9 protein-coding genes are annotated in these 14,225 nt (G+C 64.7%); 6 read left to right on the top strand and 3 right to left on the bottom strand.

From position 1 onward, the window contains the following. The first annotated feature begins 53 nt into the window (after positions 1-53). The 6 genes from IPV69_RS23640 (at position 54) to IPV69_RS23665 (ending at position 8,370) form a co-directional block, all read left to right on the top strand. Complete coding sequence (locus IPV69_RS23640; protein WP_206292193.1) at positions 54-1,409, top strand: efflux RND transporter periplasmic adaptor subunit; 1,356 nt, start codon at positions 54-56, stop codon at positions 1,407-1,409. A gap of 85 nt (positions 1,410-1,494) precedes the next feature. Beyond that, positions 1,495-4,665 carry an efflux RND transporter permease subunit gene (locus tag IPV69_RS23645; protein ID WP_206292194.1) on the top strand — a complete coding sequence of 1,057 codons (3,171 nt, stop codon included), beginning with the start codon at positions 1,495-1,497 and terminating at the stop codon, positions 4,663-4,665. 196 nt (positions 4,666-4,861) lie between these two features. Beyond that, positions 4,862-5,743 carry a phosphate ABC transporter substrate-binding protein gene (locus IPV69_RS23650; RefSeq protein ID WP_206292195.1) on the top strand — a complete coding sequence of 294 codons (882 nt, stop codon included), beginning with the start codon at positions 4,862-4,864 and terminating at the stop codon, positions 5,741-5,743. A 36-nt stretch (positions 5,744-5,779) separates the two neighbouring features. After that, positions 5,780-6,715, top strand: coding sequence for a phosphate ABC transporter permease subunit PstC (pstC, locus tag IPV69_RS23655; RefSeq protein WP_206292196.1), 936 nt, complete (start codon positions 5,780-5,782; stop codon positions 6,713-6,715). Beyond that, the gene (locus tag IPV69_RS23660) at positions 6,708-7,559 is read left to right on the top strand and encodes a PstA family ABC transporter permease (protein ID WP_206292197.1); all 852 of its coding nucleotides are present in this window, start codon (positions 6,708-6,710) and stop codon (positions 7,557-7,559) included. Before pstC ends, IPV69_RS23660 begins: the two co-directional genes overlap by 8 nt. Continuing rightward, a complete protein-coding gene (locus IPV69_RS23665) occupies positions 7,552-8,370 on the top strand; it encodes a phosphate ABC transporter ATP-binding protein (RefSeq protein WP_206292198.1) in 819 nt (272 codons plus the stop codon). The genes IPV69_RS23660 and IPV69_RS23665 overlap by 8 nt, the downstream gene beginning before the upstream one ends. Positions 8,371-8,408: 38 nt before the next feature. On the opposite strand, the gene IPV69_RS23670 is transcribed toward IPV69_RS23665, so the two are convergent. The 3 genes from IPV69_RS23670 to IPV69_RS23680 all read right to left on the bottom strand — a co-directional run bounded on the left by IPV69_RS23670 (position 8,409) and on the right by IPV69_RS23680 (position 14,095). Then, positions 8,409-9,353, bottom strand: coding sequence for an amidohydrolase family protein (locus tag IPV69_RS23670; RefSeq protein WP_206292199.1), 945 nt, complete (start codon positions 9,351-9,353; stop codon positions 8,409-8,411). A 101-nt stretch (positions 9,354-9,454) separates the two neighbouring features. Beyond that, positions 9,455-10,294 (bottom strand): RsmE family RNA methyltransferase, encoded by an 840-nt coding sequence (locus IPV69_RS23675; RefSeq protein WP_206292200.1) that lies wholly within the window; start codon positions 10,292-10,294, stop codon positions 9,455-9,457. A gap of 114 nt (positions 10,295-10,408) precedes the next feature. Beyond that, on the bottom strand, positions 10,409-14,095 hold the full coding sequence (locus IPV69_RS23680; RefSeq protein ID WP_206292201.1) for a DUF7133 domain-containing protein: 3,687 nt from the start codon (positions 14,093-14,095) through the stop codon (positions 10,409-10,411). Positions 14,096-14,225: the final 130 nt, after the last annotated feature.

The raw sequence follows: 14,225 nt of genomic DNA on the forward strand, positions 1-14,225 counted from the left end.
AAGCAGCTTCCTATCATCCCGGCAATTCGACTCGCACGCTGCAAGAGAAACCCATGGGACATCTGATTTCACACCGTAATCAATTGAAGTGGATCCTGCGTACCGGCTTGTTCGCCGCGGGTTCGGCGACGCTGCCGTTTGTCGCCGGCTGCGACAAACCCGGCCAGGCCGCCGGCGCGCCGCCGCCCATTGAAGTGACGTACACCACCGTCAAGACCGAGACGGTGCCGGCGGACTACAGCTTCATCGGGCAGACCGAGGCGTCGCAGTCGGTGGAGATTCGCGCCCGCGTGCAGGGTTTCCTGCTCGACTGGCAGAAGAACGCCGAGGGCAAGCCCAACTTCCTGGAAGGCATGGAAGTGGAGAAGGGGCAGTTGCTGTTTCAGATTGACCCGAAGGAGTTCGAGGTCGCGGTTGAAGAGGCCAACAGCAATCTCGACCGCGCCACGGCCCGCGACAACCGGGCGCAGCGCGAGGTCAAACGGCTGACCGATGCCGTCGCGTCGAACGCCGCGGCGCTGAAGGAACTCGACGACGCCGTCAGCGAGCAGTTGCAGTCCAAGGCCGACGTGAGATTGCAGAAGGCGACGCTGGAAGCCCGCAAGCTCGACCTGAGCTACACGACCATCAAGTCGCCGATCAAGGGCGTCATCGGCCGGGCCCAGCGCGACGTCGGCAGCCTGGTGGATGCCAGCAGCAACAGCCTGCTCGCGACGGTGCTTCAGCTCGATCCGACCTACGTCAACTTCAGCTTTTCGGAGCGCGATTACATTCAATGGCGGAAGGACGTCGAGATGGGCAAGATCGTCATGCCCGCCGGCGGTCCCGACAAGCTGTACATCGACATCACGCTCATCGACGGCACACCATACCCTTACTGGGGCGAGGTCAACTTCGCCGACGTTCGCATCGACCCGCAGACGGGAACTGCCAGCGTGCGGGCCTCGATCCCCAATCCGCTGCTCATCAGCCCACAGCGCAAGCCCGACCATCTGCTGAAGCCGGGACAGTTCGTGAAAGGAAAGATCGTCGGCTGGCAGAGGCCCAACACGATCAGCGTGCCGCAGAAGTCGATCATTCAAAGCGCGGCGGGTGCGTACGTTTATGTCATCGGCGGCGACAACAAGCCGGAGGTTCGCCCGGTGAAGCTCGGCAGCTGGACGGGCCTGGAATGGATTGTCATGGACGGCCTGGCGGCGGGGGATCGGGTGATCGTGGACGGCGCGCTCAAGGTCATTCCGAACGTGCCGGTCAAGCCCACCGCGCTTCCGCCGACGGTCCGGCCGCAGGTGATCACCAAGCCCAGCACCGCGCCGGCGGAGCTCAAAAATCAGGCGGAATTGGAACAGCTGCGGATGCCCGGCACCCGGCCGGCGACGCAGCCAGCCACGCAACCGGCTCCCTACTGATTGCGGCATCTCACGATGCCGAACCGCGCCGCCAACCACACGCTGTCGCCACTGGGTCCAGACCCGACTTTCGAATCGGTGATTCATGATTTCCAAGTTCTTCGTTGACCGCCCGGTTTTCGCCTCGGTGCTGTCGATCATCATCGTGCTCGGCGGGCTGGTGTGCATGCTCACGCTGCCGATCGCGCAGTTCCCCGAGATCGCGCCGCCGACGATCCAGATCACCGCGACCTATCCCGGCGCCAGCGCCGAGACGGTGGCGCAATCGCTCGCCCAGCCGATCGAGCAGGAACTGCCCGGCGCCAAGGGGTTGCTCTACACGCAAAGCCAGTGCGGTAACGACGGCCGTCTGACCACGACGGTCACCTTCGCGACCGGCACCGACCAGGACATCGCCGCGGTGGAAGTGCAGAACCGCGTCTCCCGCGCCCAGCCCCGGCTTCCGCAGGAAGCGGTGCGGCAGGGCATCGTGGTCAGCAAGACGTCCAACAGCCTGCTGGTGGTGGTGTCGCTCAAGAGCGACGACCCGAGGTACGACGAGCTGTACCTGAGCAACTACGCTACCCTCAACATCGCCGACGCGCTCAAGCGTGTGCAGGGCGCCGGCGACGTGACGGTGTACGGCGGCAAAGACTACGCGATGCGGATCTGGCTGAACCCCGACCGCCTCAGCAGCACCGGGCTGACGGTGTCGGACGTTTCCAAGGCGATCCAGGAACAGAACGGCCTGTACGCCGCCGGCCGTATCGGCCAGCGGCCGTCGGCGGGGGGCACGGAGCTGACGGTTCCCGTCATCACGCGCGGCCGGCTCGCCGAGCCCAACCAGTTCGAAGACATCGTGCTGCGGGCCAATCCCGACGGCACGATGCTGCGCATCAAGGATGTCGGCCGCGTGCAGCTCGGCTCGCAAAGCTACGACCTGTTCGGCCGCCTGAACGGCAAGCCGTCGACGCTGATCCTGGTGTACCTGCAGGCCGGGGCCAACGCGCTGCAGACCGTCGAAGGCGTCAAGGCGACGATGAACGACCTCTCGTCGGCGTTCCCCAAGGGCGTCGGCTACGAGGTGCCCTACGACACGACCAAGTTCGTCGAAGTGTCGATCGAATCGGTCGTGCATACGCTGCTCGAAGCGGTCGTGCTGGTGCTGCTGGTGGTGTTCATCTTCCTCCAAAGCTGGCGTGCGACCCTCATCCCGCTGCTGGCGGTTCCTGTCGCGATCGTGGGCACGTTCATCGGCATGGCCGCGCTGGGTTTCTCGATCAACTCGCTCACGCTCTTCGGCATGGTGCTGGCGATCGGCATCGTGGTGGACGACGCGATCGTGGTGGTCGAAAACGTCGAACGCGTGATGCACGAGAAGAACCTGCCCGTGCGCGAAGCGACGATCGAAGCGATGAACGAGGTGACCGGCCCGGTCATCGCGATCGTGCTCGTGCTGTCGGCGGTGTTCCTGCCGGTGGCCTTCCTCGGCGGGCTAACGGGTGTGATGTACAAGCAGTTCGCCGTCACCATCGCCGTCTCGGTGGCGATCTCCGGCCTGGTCGCGCTGACGCTGTCGCCGGCAATGTGCCGTCTGCTGCTCAAGCCCAGCCACGGCAAAAAGTTCATCGCGTTCCGGTGGTTCAACACCGGCTTCGACAAGCTGACGGCCGGCTATCGCGGTGCGGTGCGGCAGACGATCCGATTCGGCGTGATCTCGATCGCGATCTTCGGCGTGCTGATGTTCTCGACCTGGGGACTTTTCAAGAAGGTGCCGGGCGCGTTCATTCCCGAAGAAGACCAGGGCTACTACATCGCCGCGATCAAGCTGCGCGACGGCGCATCGGTCGATCAGACCGACGGCGCGGTCTCGAAGGTGGAACAGTTTGTCGCCAAGCAGAAAGGCGTCGCGTACACCATCGCCCTGGGCGGGCTGGATCTGCTCGCCAACGCCAACAGCACCGACGCGGCGACCATGTTCGTTACGCTGGACCCCTGGGACAAACGCGAGTCCAAAGACGTGCAGGTGGACAGCCTGATCCGCCAGTCCTTCGGCCGGTTCATGATGGAACCGAACCAGCTCGTGCTGCCGTTTAACGCACCAGCCGTCCAGGGGCTGGGCACGCGGGCGGGCTTCGAGATGCAGTTGCAGGCCCGCGCCGGCGGCGACGTCCGCGACCTGGCCGCCAATCGCGACCTGTTCATCAAGGAGCTCAACCAGCGCCCCGAGATCGCCAAGGGCAGCCTCAACTCGCCGCTGAGCGTGCGGCTGCCGCAGCTCTACATCGACCCGGATGTCGAGAAGGCCAAGGCGGCAGGCGTGGAACAGTCTGAGCTGTTTGCCACGCTGCAGGCGTATCTCGGCGAGCTGTACGTGAACGACTTCAACAAGCAGGGGCGTGTGTATCGGGTGAACATCCAGGCCGAGCCGGAGTTCCGCCAGGGGCCGGAGAACATCTCCAAGCTCTACGTGCGCAACAACAAAGGCGAGCGCGTGCCGGTGTCGGAACTGGTCACCTGGCGCTGGCAGGCGGGGCCGAACGTGGTCAGCCGGTTCAACGGCTTCACGTCCACGCAGATCACCGGCGCGCCTGCGCCAGGCTACAGCACCGGGCAGGCGGTGAAGGCGATCGAAGAAACCGCCGCCAAGATTCTGCCCGCCGGTTACGGCTACGAATACTCCGGTGCGACGTATCAGGAAGTCAAAGCCGGCAGCCAGGCGCCGCTGGTGATCGGCTTCGGCCTGGTCGTCGTCTTCCTGGTACTCGCGGCGCAGTACGAAAAGTGGTCCATCCCGCTGGCGGTCATGCTCGCGGTGCCCATCGGCTTGTTCGGTGCGCTGCTGGCGGTCTGGCTGCTGGGGATGAACAACGACATCTACTTCCAGATCGGCCTGCTCACGCTCATCGGCCTGGCGGCTAAGAACGCGATCCTGATCGTCGAATTCTGCATCGTGCTCCGCAAGGAAGGCAAGCCGATCGTCGAAGCCGCGATCGAAGCGGCCCGCATCCGCTTCCGGCCGATCCTGATGACGTCGCTGGCATTCATCCTCGGCGTGGTGCCGCTGGCGATCGCCACCGGCGCAGGCGCGGCGGGCCGGCGGTCGATCGGCACCGGCGTGCTCGGCGGCATGCTCGCGGCGACATTCCTGGCGATCTTCTTCGTGCCACTGTTCTACGTCATCATCCAGACCCTCAGCGAGAAGCTGAGCCGCAAGACCGCACCCGCGGAGAAACCTCCCCACACAGACCCGCCCGTCGCCGTCGTGGCTCCATAAGCCCGGCCGGACGACCGGCGTTGATCCCGTCTTTCGATGTTTCACGAAGCACAGAAAACACGTATAGCCGATACTTGCATGAACCATCATATGAACACACATTCAACACAGAATCCGAGTTGGCGCATCTGAATCGCCCGACCTGCGTCAGTCGACGTTCGAACAATCTGCGTTCAGCTTCCGGAGGAAACCCGCCATGTATCCAATGTTTCGCGCGACCCTGATCGTCAGTTGCTTACTGGCCCTTGCCGGGTGCAGGAAAGAAGCCGGCTCCACAACGAAACCGGCCGCCGGGAGCGCCCTCAAGATCAACGGCTCCACCACCGTAAACCTCGTCGCCGCCGAGGCCGCCGAGATCCTGCGCGCCGAGAAGGGCATGAACATCCAGATCGACACGCAAGGCGGCAGCGCCGGCGGTATCTCGGCGATCGGCGACGGGCTCGTCCAGATCGGCATGATCTCCAAGCACCTCACCGACGACGACAAGAAGAAGCACCCCAAGACAAACTTCAAGACGATCCAGATCGGCGAAGACGCCGTCGCACTGATCGTCTCGAAGGACGTCTGGGACGGCGGCGTGAAGTCGCTGACCAAGCAGCAGGCGAAGGACATCTACCAAGGCAAAGTCACCAACTGGAAGCAAGTCGGCGGGCCGGACCAGCGCATCGCGTTCTTTAACAAGGAACCCGGCCGCGGCACGTGGGAAGTTTTCGCGCACTGGGTTTACGGCAGTCCGAAGAAGGCTCCGTCGGTCAGCTTTCCCGAGGTCGGCGGCAACGAAGAGACGCGGAACAAGGTCGCCTCGACAAAAGGCGCGCTCTCGCAGTTGTCCAGTTCCTGGGCGGACCAGAAGACGGTATTCGCGCTGTCGCTGATCGGTGACGACGGATCTACCGTCGAAGCGACCGAAGCCAGCATCGCCAGCGGCAAATACCCCATGAGCCGGCCGCTCTCGCTGATCACCAATGGCGAGCCGACCGGCGACGCGAAGGTGTTCGTCGATTTCGTGCTCAGCGAGCGCGGGCAGGCACTGCTGCCGAAGCACGGATACCTGAAAATGTCGCAGTTGAAGCATTGATTGGCCGATCGTTCCACCAGCCGTTCGAGACGCAGAATGTCCAACGTCTTGTTCCAGAACGACACACGCCAACCCCGCCGCTTCGGCTGGGGACTTACGCGCGCGATGAGCCTTTCGCTCACCGCGTTTGCCGCGGTCGTTCTGGTCGGCATGCTGGTGCTCTTCGCAATGGAGAGCGCTCCGGTGCTGAAGCATGAAGGCGTGAACTACGTCGTTGGCAAAACGTGGTTCTTTCGAAGTGAAACCTTCGGCGTGCTTCCGATGATTTACGGAACTGCGGTCGTCGCAGGCATCGCACTGCTGCTGGCGGCGCCGATCGGCATCGGGGCGGCGGTGTTCACCGCCGAGATCGTTCCGCCGCGCGTCCGGATGCCGGTCAAGCTCGCGATCGAGTTGCTCGCGGGCATTCCATCGGTCGTCTACGGACTGCTGGGCATCCTACTGCTGCGGAACTACGTCTACGACGGCCTGCGGGCGGCGGGCTTCGATCCGCTCAGCGGCGACACGCTGCTGACGGCCGGCCTGCTGCTGGCAGTCATGATCCTGCCGACGATCATGACCCTGTCCGACGATGCGCTGCGATCGGTCCCTTCGATGAGCCGTCACGCCGCCCGCGGCCTGGGCCTGACGCACGGGCAGGCGATCCTCGCCGTCTCGTTGCCGCAGGCCCGCAAGGGGCTGATCGCCGCGATCCTGCTCGCGTTCGGCAGGGCGCTGGGCGAGGCAATTGCCGTGTTCCTGGTCGTCGGCAGGCAGGACAACCAGCTTCCCGGGTCGCTCTTCTCGCTCGAGCCGCTGATTAGTTCCGGACAGACCCTCACCAGCAAGCTCGGGGGCGCGGAAGTGAACATCGCCTACGGCGACCCGCTGCACTGGGCGGCGGTCGTCGGCCTCGGCCTGCTGCTGCTGATCGCCGTCACGGTCGTCACGCTGGTCGCCGCGTGGCTGCAGAGGGAGGCCGCCCATGCGTAGATGGTCGAACCTCATCGTCGGCGGGGCGGCGACGGCCTGCGGGCTGATCGCCTGCACGGTGCTGCTGTGGATCGTCTTTGCGATCCTCTTCCGCGGATTGCCTGCCGTCCGTTGGCAGTTCCTGACGGAACAGATCCGTCTCGTCGGTGCCGAGGGTGGCATCTTCTACAACCTCGTCGGCACCGGCATTTTGATGGCGACCGCAGCGGTCATCACCACGCCGCTGTCGGTGGCGATCGCCTTGGCGCAAGGCTTCTACTTGCGGGGCAATGCAGCTCAGCGCGCCGTGACGCTGCTGCTTTACCTGCTCAACGGCGTGCCGTCGATCCTGTTCGGCATCCTCGGCCTGATCGTCTTTGTGAAGTACTTCGACTGGGGCAAATCCTGGCTGACGGGCGGCATCCTGCTCGGGCTGATGATCACGCCGACGGTCTCGGTGGCGCTGCTGGAGCGTATAAGGATGATCCCCGAGCGATACATCGAAGCCGCCGCCGGACTGGGCCTCACGCGGTCGCAGATCGTGCGATCAGTCATCCTGCCGCAATCGATCGGCGGTTTGGTGACAGGCCTGCTGCTGGGCCTGGCGCGGGCCGTCGGCGAGACGGCACCGATCATGTTCACGGCGACGATCTTCGCCGGCGCGACCTTCCCGACCGGAATCATCGAAAGCCCGGTGCTTGCGCTGCCGTATCACATTTTCCAACTGGCCCAGGATTCGTTCAATCCGGATGTCGCAGTGAAGGTGTGGGGCACGGCCACGGTGCTGCTCGGGCTGGTGTTCCTGCTGAGCCTTGTGTCGTTGCCGATCCGTTTGAAGGTGCACGAGGAGGCCCGCCATGCCTGAATTGACAATCCTTCCGGAAAAGCCGTGCGAGCCGACGTGCCCGAAACCGCAGGGTCCGCCGGTGCTGGAGGTGCGTAATCTGAACGTGATCGCAGGCAAGCGGCATCTGCTGCGCAACGTGAACCTCGACATCGCGCCTAGGCAGGTCTTCGGTCTGATCGGCCCGAGCGGTGCCGGCAAGAGCACACTGTTGAAATGCCTGAACCGCCTGATCGAATTGACGCCCAATCTTCGCGTCAACGGCGACGTGCGATTCGAGGGGCGATCGATCTACGACCAGAACCCCGACGACCTGCGGGCGAAGATCGGCATTCTCTTCCAGCAGCCGGTCATCTTCCCGACGAGCATTTATCGCAACGTCCTGTTCGGCGTTCGGCACCTGGGAGTCACGCCACGATCGCAGTGGCCGGAAACGGTGGAACACGCCCTGCGCGAGGCGGCAATCTGGGACGAAGTGAAGGACCGATTGAAAGAGCCGGCCGCAAGATTGTCCGTCGGCCAGCAGCAGCGGATGTGCCTGGCCCGCACGCTCGCAAGCAACCCGCAGGTCATCCTGATGGACGAGCCGACCAGCGCGCTGGACCCGAAATCGACGCAGGCGATCGAAGAACTGATCCTGGGCCTGAAGGTCAGGCACACGATCGTGCTGGTGACGCACAACATCCCCCAGGCACGACGTGTTGCCGACTGGCTGGCGTGCCTGTGTGTGAACGACGACGCCGGCGAGGTCATCGAAACCGCATGCTGCGACACGCTGCTGGACAGCCCGCAGTGCCGGGCGGCGGTGGAGTATCTGAAGCACGGGGACTGATGACCCGGACCATGCTGCGAACGGTGCGAACCATGGTGCTACCGCTTCACGCATTTGTATGCCGTCGCGGCGTTCCCGCCGAGGACCTTCGCCAGCACCGCGGGGCCCCTGGGCTCGAAGTAGCCGCGAACAATCCCGACGACGCGATCCAGCGGAGCGAACCGCGCCGAGACCGGCCAGTTGCTGCCGAAGATCAGGCGGTCTTCGCCGAACTGTTCCCACAGCACGTCCAGCACCGGCTTGTAGAACGCCACGTCGGCCGGCGCGTCGCCGTTGCGCTTGGCGGTGCCTTCGACCACGCCCGACACCTTGGCAAAGACGTTCCTGCGGCCGCCGAGGGCTTTCATCCCGGCGAGCCAGTCCGGCTTCACGGCCTGGCCGTCGATCGGCGTATTGGCGCAATGGTTCAGCACCATGCGGAGAGCCGGCAGCCGATCCGCCAGCTTCGCCGTCGCAGGCAGGTTGGCGGTGCCCGTGTTGACGTCCAGTTGCAGGTCGGCGTCGAGCATCCGCTTGAGGTCGTCGATAAATCGGTCGTCGGCGACCCGCTTGACCCAGTCCGCGCCGGCGATGCGGATGCCGCGGAACAGCGGGTTCTTAGAGAATCGCGCCAGATGCTGCGCGAAGTCCGCCTCCCCCGGCGTCAGGTTCCCGCACAGCCCGACGATGAAAGGCTCGTCCTTCGCCAAGTCGAGGACGAACTGGTTGTCCTCCACCCACGGGCTGGCCTCGACGACAACGGTACCGGTGATGCCCAGCGGCACGGCGATTTTCTTGAACTCCGCCGGCAGGACAGTTCGGTACAGCAGCGGATCGTTCTTCGAAGGCCACGGCACGCCCTGCGGGCGGGAAGGGTCGTAGAAGTGGGTGTGGGTGTCGATGACGGGGGAAGACGAGACCGCAGCGGACGTAAGGCTCGCGGTGACGCAAGTGGCGACCGCTGCCCGGAGAAAATCGCGACGGCAAAGGTTAGCACTGGACATGGCTGTTCCTGGACCGAGTGTAGTTTTCCTGAAAGTCGGGCCGGACAATGAAAGCTTCGCTCCGACATGGTCGCCCGGTTACGCGTTCGTTTGCTTTGAAGTCACGTGAAGTCTCCCCATCTCATGTGCACCGCCGTCAGCCCCACGAGCACCGCCGTCTCCGCCCGAAGCACGCGCCCGCCGAGCACCCATGGTCGGGCGTGGCGGGAGAGCTTTTCTCGCTCGGCATCGGAAAAGCCGCCCTCAGGCCCGACGAGCAGGATGACGCGCTTCGGCTTGTCGGCGGGGGTAGGCAGCGGGTCGACGCGGTCGTCGAGAAACAGCCGCAGGTCGGTCGCCGCGTACAGTGGCGACGTGAGGAATGCGTCGAGCGTGGTCGGGGCCAGGAGGTGCGGCAGCGACGACCGCCGACACTGCTTGGTTGCCCGCAAAATGTGGCTAGGCCAGGCGTGCGCCTGCTCCTGCTCCACATTCTCCGGCGGAACGGAGCAGTCCGTCAGCAGCGGAACGATCCGCCGAACACCGAGTTCCGTCGCCTTCTGCACGACCAGGTGCATGCGGTGGCGGGCGAGGACGGCACACGCGAGCGTGATGTCGATCGTCGCCTCCGGCGATCGGTCCATCCGCTCGTACGGCAACGCGATGCCACCCTTGGCGTCGTACTCCTTCAGGCTGGCCCGAAAGTAGACACCGGCACCGTCGCGGAGGGTGAATGCTTCCTTGGCATTCACCTCGCGCTGCCGCAGACGCTTGGACAGGCCACGGTCGAAGCGAAACGTCTCCTGGAGGGTCAGGTTGACGGCGATGGCGAGGGGCTCGTCGCCGGGCGCGTCGTAACGACGCTGAGACGGGCCTGTCGGCGGGGAAGCTGAAGACTCGGTTAACGGATCAGGCGTTGGTCGGTTTGCGGAAGGAGGGGTATTGTGTTTGAGTCTGCTCATTTCACCGAGGCGTTGGGAATCAAGGCTATTGCGGCATGGGCGAGTCCACATGCCCATGTCTTGCCGCGATCGGCAACCGCAGACAAGTGTACTCGCCCATGCCACCTTGCGACCTCACTTCTTCAACGACCCCAGATACTCCAGCAAATCCGCCAAGTCCTGCGGCGTCAGGGCGTTCACCAAACCTTCGGGCATGATCGACGTCTCGCGCTTGCCGCGCTTGACGATGTCCGACGTCTTGATGATCTGGGCCACGCCGGCGGCGTTTCGCAGTTCCAGTTCGTTGCCGGCTTCTCTCGTAACGAAGCCTTCGATGATGTCATCCTCGGCACCCTTGAGCTTGAACCACTGCGTCTCGAAGCCCTGCGAGATCTTGGCGTTGGGCTTCACGATGCTCTCGGTCAGCTCGGCGCGGTTGTACCGCTCGAGGATGCCGCCGAGATACGGGCCCTTCGGCGGCTCGCTCGCCGATACCGTGTGACAGCCGACGCAGCCGACACGGGTGAACAACTCCTTGCCCTTCTCGGCGTTCCCCTTGGCCTTCGTCGTAAACGCCAGCGTCTTCTCATAACCGGTCTGCTCGATCGTCGGGCCGGCGGGAACGCCGGTGCCCTTCAGGCCGATGCGCTCGGCGGCGTACGCGGCGGCAGTCGCAACTTCCGGCGTCTTGTCGGCGGTGTGGGCCTGCACCTGCTCGCGGTAGTCCACGGTCTTGGTCCGGCCGATCGCCCGCAGCAGGCTCGCCGTCTGCACCGGCTTTTTCCACGCAAGCTCGACAGCGGCGGCGGCTTTCGCCTGTTGGTCGCCCTTGGTGAGTTTCCCCTTCGCGATGCTCACGAGCACTGAATAGGCCAGCTCACGCGCTTCGGGCTTGTCCGACTCGGCGAGCTTGGCAAAGTACGGGACATCCGCGCCGTTGCGGGCGTCGCGGATCGATTCGTCGAGCAGGGCGGCGATCGATGCCTCGGGCTTGGCATCGGCGACGATCGCAGCCAGCACGTCCGTCAGCGCCGCTCGCGAGTCGTTGTCTTTCTGAGACTTCGACAGCACGCGCATCGCCGTCACGCGCTGCGCCGGTTCAATGCTCGCATCGAGCGACACCGACTTCAGCAGAGCGATCTGGTCGCGGGTCAGGCCGGCCTGCGCCGACGACAGGCTTTCGATCAGCATCTGGCGGAACTTGGGGTCCTTCTTCGCTTCGCTGGTGATGAATGCGGCAACGGCAGGCGTATCGATCTTGTGTCGCTGCATGTCGACGACCAACTGCCGTACGACATCGCCTTTCTCGTTGGCGAGGCCTGCTTCGAGCAGCGCCCGCACCTTCGGCGTGGCGGCCCACTCGGCGGTCTTGTAGTAGGGGCCCGACGTGTCCGGCCGTGTGCCCCACCAAGTGCTGCCGTCCCACGCCGCTTCCTGGAAGTACATGCGGCAGAGCGAACGATACAGCGACGATTTGAGGGCAGGTTCGGCGGCCGATTGCAGCTTCTGCGTCAGCCCGGCGACCACCTTCTCGCCCAGCGCCACATCGCCCAGCTTTTCTTCGCCGTGCATCCGCTGCAGCGCCAGCAGGACGCCGGTCGTGACAGCGTCATTGCCGTTGACAGCGTCCAGGCAGACGTCTGCGGCTTTCAGCTCGACCAGCGCCGTGATCGCGACATGACGGATCAGCGGGTCGGCATCGCCGGTGAGTGGCACCAGTGCCGAAGCGCCTTCGGCGCGACCCAGTCGGCCGAGCCCCCACGCCGAAATCAGGCGCACACGCGGGTTGGCGTCTTTGCAGCCGGCGATGAATGGCGGCAGCGGGGCGGTCGGGTCGTTCTTCTTGTCGGCCAGCGCTCGCAGCGCCAACTCGCGGATATCCAGATCGGCGGCCGCCGTCGCGAGAAACGCGTTGGCGTTGTCGCCGGCGATTTGCTTGAGCGTCAGCATCGCGGCGACCCGGCCCTGGAGCAGGCCCTTGCCGGTGACCAGCGCCTTGAGCCCTTCAATCGTCGCCGGCTTTGTGCCACGACGGACGGCCTCCCGCTGCGCCGCTTCGCGCAGCTTCATGCTCGGGGACATCAGCAGCTTCACCAGGTCGTCGTCCGCCGCGCGGGCGACATCGGGCAGGACGGCGGCTTTATACCCCGTCGGCGACACCCGGCCGACAAAGCCGACGTTCGCTCCGCTGTAGCTGAAGCTGCCATTGGCCCAGCTCGCGACGAAGAAATTACCGCGGCCGTCGTAGTCGATATCGGTCGGACGCGACAGCCCCAGGAACTGCTCCTGCGACGACGGCCCGTAACCCGCGCTCTGCGGCGTGAGCGGGTGCTTCCAGACCTTGCTCGCGCCCCATTCGACGGTCAGCAGGCCGTTGGCGATCGGGGGCAGGCTGGGTTCATCGACAAAGAGCGATCCGCACGGCGAACCGCCACCAAAGTCGTTCAGCGGCTGGATGATCTCGTCGCCGAACCGCATGAACATGCGGGGATAGCCGTAGTTGCCGCTCGGCACGATGTAGCTGAGGCGAACGTTCCACCCGCCGCCGTCGTTGGTGTTGTCGCGGGTGAAGACGTTCATGAACGGGTCGACCGCGACGTCGTAGATGTTGCGCTGGCCGAAGGAGTATTTCTCCAGCCCGGTGCCATCGAGACGAATGCGCACCACGCCGCCGCCGTGCATCTGCAGTTCGGTGCCGTCCTTGCCGGTGGCCTTGGGGGTGCCGAAGTCGCCCATCGCGATGTAGATCCAACCGTCGGGGCCGACGGCGAATCCATTGGTCGTGTGGTCAGCGCCGCGGCCGGCCTGGATCTGCTCGTTGGCGATCCCCTTGATCAACACTTCGCTCTTGTCGGAAATGCCGTCGCCGTTCTCGTCGGTGTACTTGGTGAGCGTCGGCGGATGCAGGACGTAGACGTCCTTGCCGTCGGCCCAGACACCGCGGGGATGGTCCATCTTGGCGAAGGTGACGATGTCATCGGCTTTGCCGTCGCCGTCGAGGTCGCGCATGCGGACGACGCGGCCGCGACCGGCTTCTTTGCCGAGCGAGCCCTGCTCGTCGATCCCCACAAATACGTCGCCGGTGATCGTGGCGCAGATGGTCGTGCAGTAGTTCACCTCCGGCGGGGCGCCGAAGATCTTCACATCCCAGCCGGCGGGGGCCTTCACACTCTCGGGCGTGGGGGGCGCGTCGTTGCCGGCCTTTTTGCCCTGCTTGGCCTTGGCCTTTTCGGCAGCGGCCACCAGCTTGGTGCCGAAGACGTCCAGTTCTTTCAGGCTCGCCCAGGCGCCGGGCTTGGTGCCGTTTACCGTCACGCGGACATGGCGGACGCCCTTGGCGTCGAACTTCAGCTGCGATGTCGCACCCGCTTCGTACGACTTCTCGGCCAGCGCCGACCAGGCTTTGCCGTCGGCGGAGCCTTCGAGCTTGAACGCGTATTTGTCTGCCGACGCTTCCCAGGTGATCTCGGCACCGGAGAGATCCTGCGGCGAGCCCAGATCGACCGCCAGCCACTGCGGCACCGAACCATTCTCGGCGCACCAGCGCGTGCCTTCGTCGCCGTCCACGGCCATCGTCGCCTTCAGGCCGTCGTTCTGATAGCTCGACGCAGAGACCACCTTGCCGATGGCGAGGTTCTCGGGGACCAGCTTGCCAGCGTCCCCTTTTTTGGTGCCGCCGGCCTTGGTGTCGCCGGTGGCCTTGGCCGCCGCTTTGGGAGCAGGAACGGCAGGCGACTTGTCAGCAGCAAGCAGCGCCGTCGCACCGGCAATGGCAATGGCGACAGCCGACGAAAGAATCACGGAGGTCTTCGAATGCTTCATGGATCAACGGTTCCAGTTACGGGATTGCACAAAATGCTATTCGGAACGGCCCGGCGGGGCGATGTTCCGGCTCCCCAGCCCCCATCTACACACCAAGGCGGCAAATGTTCGCGTTTGCGGCCCGCGGGCA

It is taken from the genome of Humisphaera borealis (genome assembly GCF_015169395.1).
Classification (GTDB): domain Bacteria; phylum Planctomycetota; class Phycisphaerae; order Tepidisphaerales; family Tepidisphaeraceae; genus Humisphaera; species Humisphaera borealis.

Coding starts and splice junctions, on each gene's coding strand:
- IPV69_RS23670 (WP_206292199.1), bottom strand. CDS start 9,353: ATGTCCAGTGCTAACCTTTGCCGTCGCGATTTTCTCCGGGCAGCGGTC.
- IPV69_RS23660 (WP_206292197.1), top strand. CDS start 6,708: ATGCGTAGATGGTCGAACCTCATCGTCGGCGGGGCGGCGACGGCCTGC.
- IPV69_RS23665 (WP_206292198.1), top strand. CDS start 7,552: ATGCCTGAATTGACAATCCTTCCGGAAAAGCCGTGCGAGCCGACGTGC.
- IPV69_RS23675 (WP_206292200.1), bottom strand. CDS start 10,294: ATGAGCAGACTCAAACACAATACCCCTCCTTCCGCAAACCGACCAACG.
- IPV69_RS23640 (WP_206292193.1), top strand. CDS start 54: ATGGGACATCTGATTTCACACCGTAATCAATTGAAGTGGATCCTGCGT.
- pstC (WP_206292196.1), top strand. CDS start 5,780: ATGTCCAACGTCTTGTTCCAGAACGACACACGCCAACCCCGCCGCTTC.
- IPV69_RS23645 (WP_206292194.1), top strand. CDS start 1,495: ATGATTTCCAAGTTCTTCGTTGACCGCCCGGTTTTCGCCTCGGTGCTG.
- IPV69_RS23650 (WP_206292195.1), top strand. CDS start 4,862: ATGTATCCAATGTTTCGCGCGACCCTGATCGTCAGTTGCTTACTGGCC.
- IPV69_RS23680 (WP_206292201.1), bottom strand. CDS start 14,095: ATGAAGCATTCGAAGACCTCCGTGATTCTTTCGTCGGCTGTCGCCATT.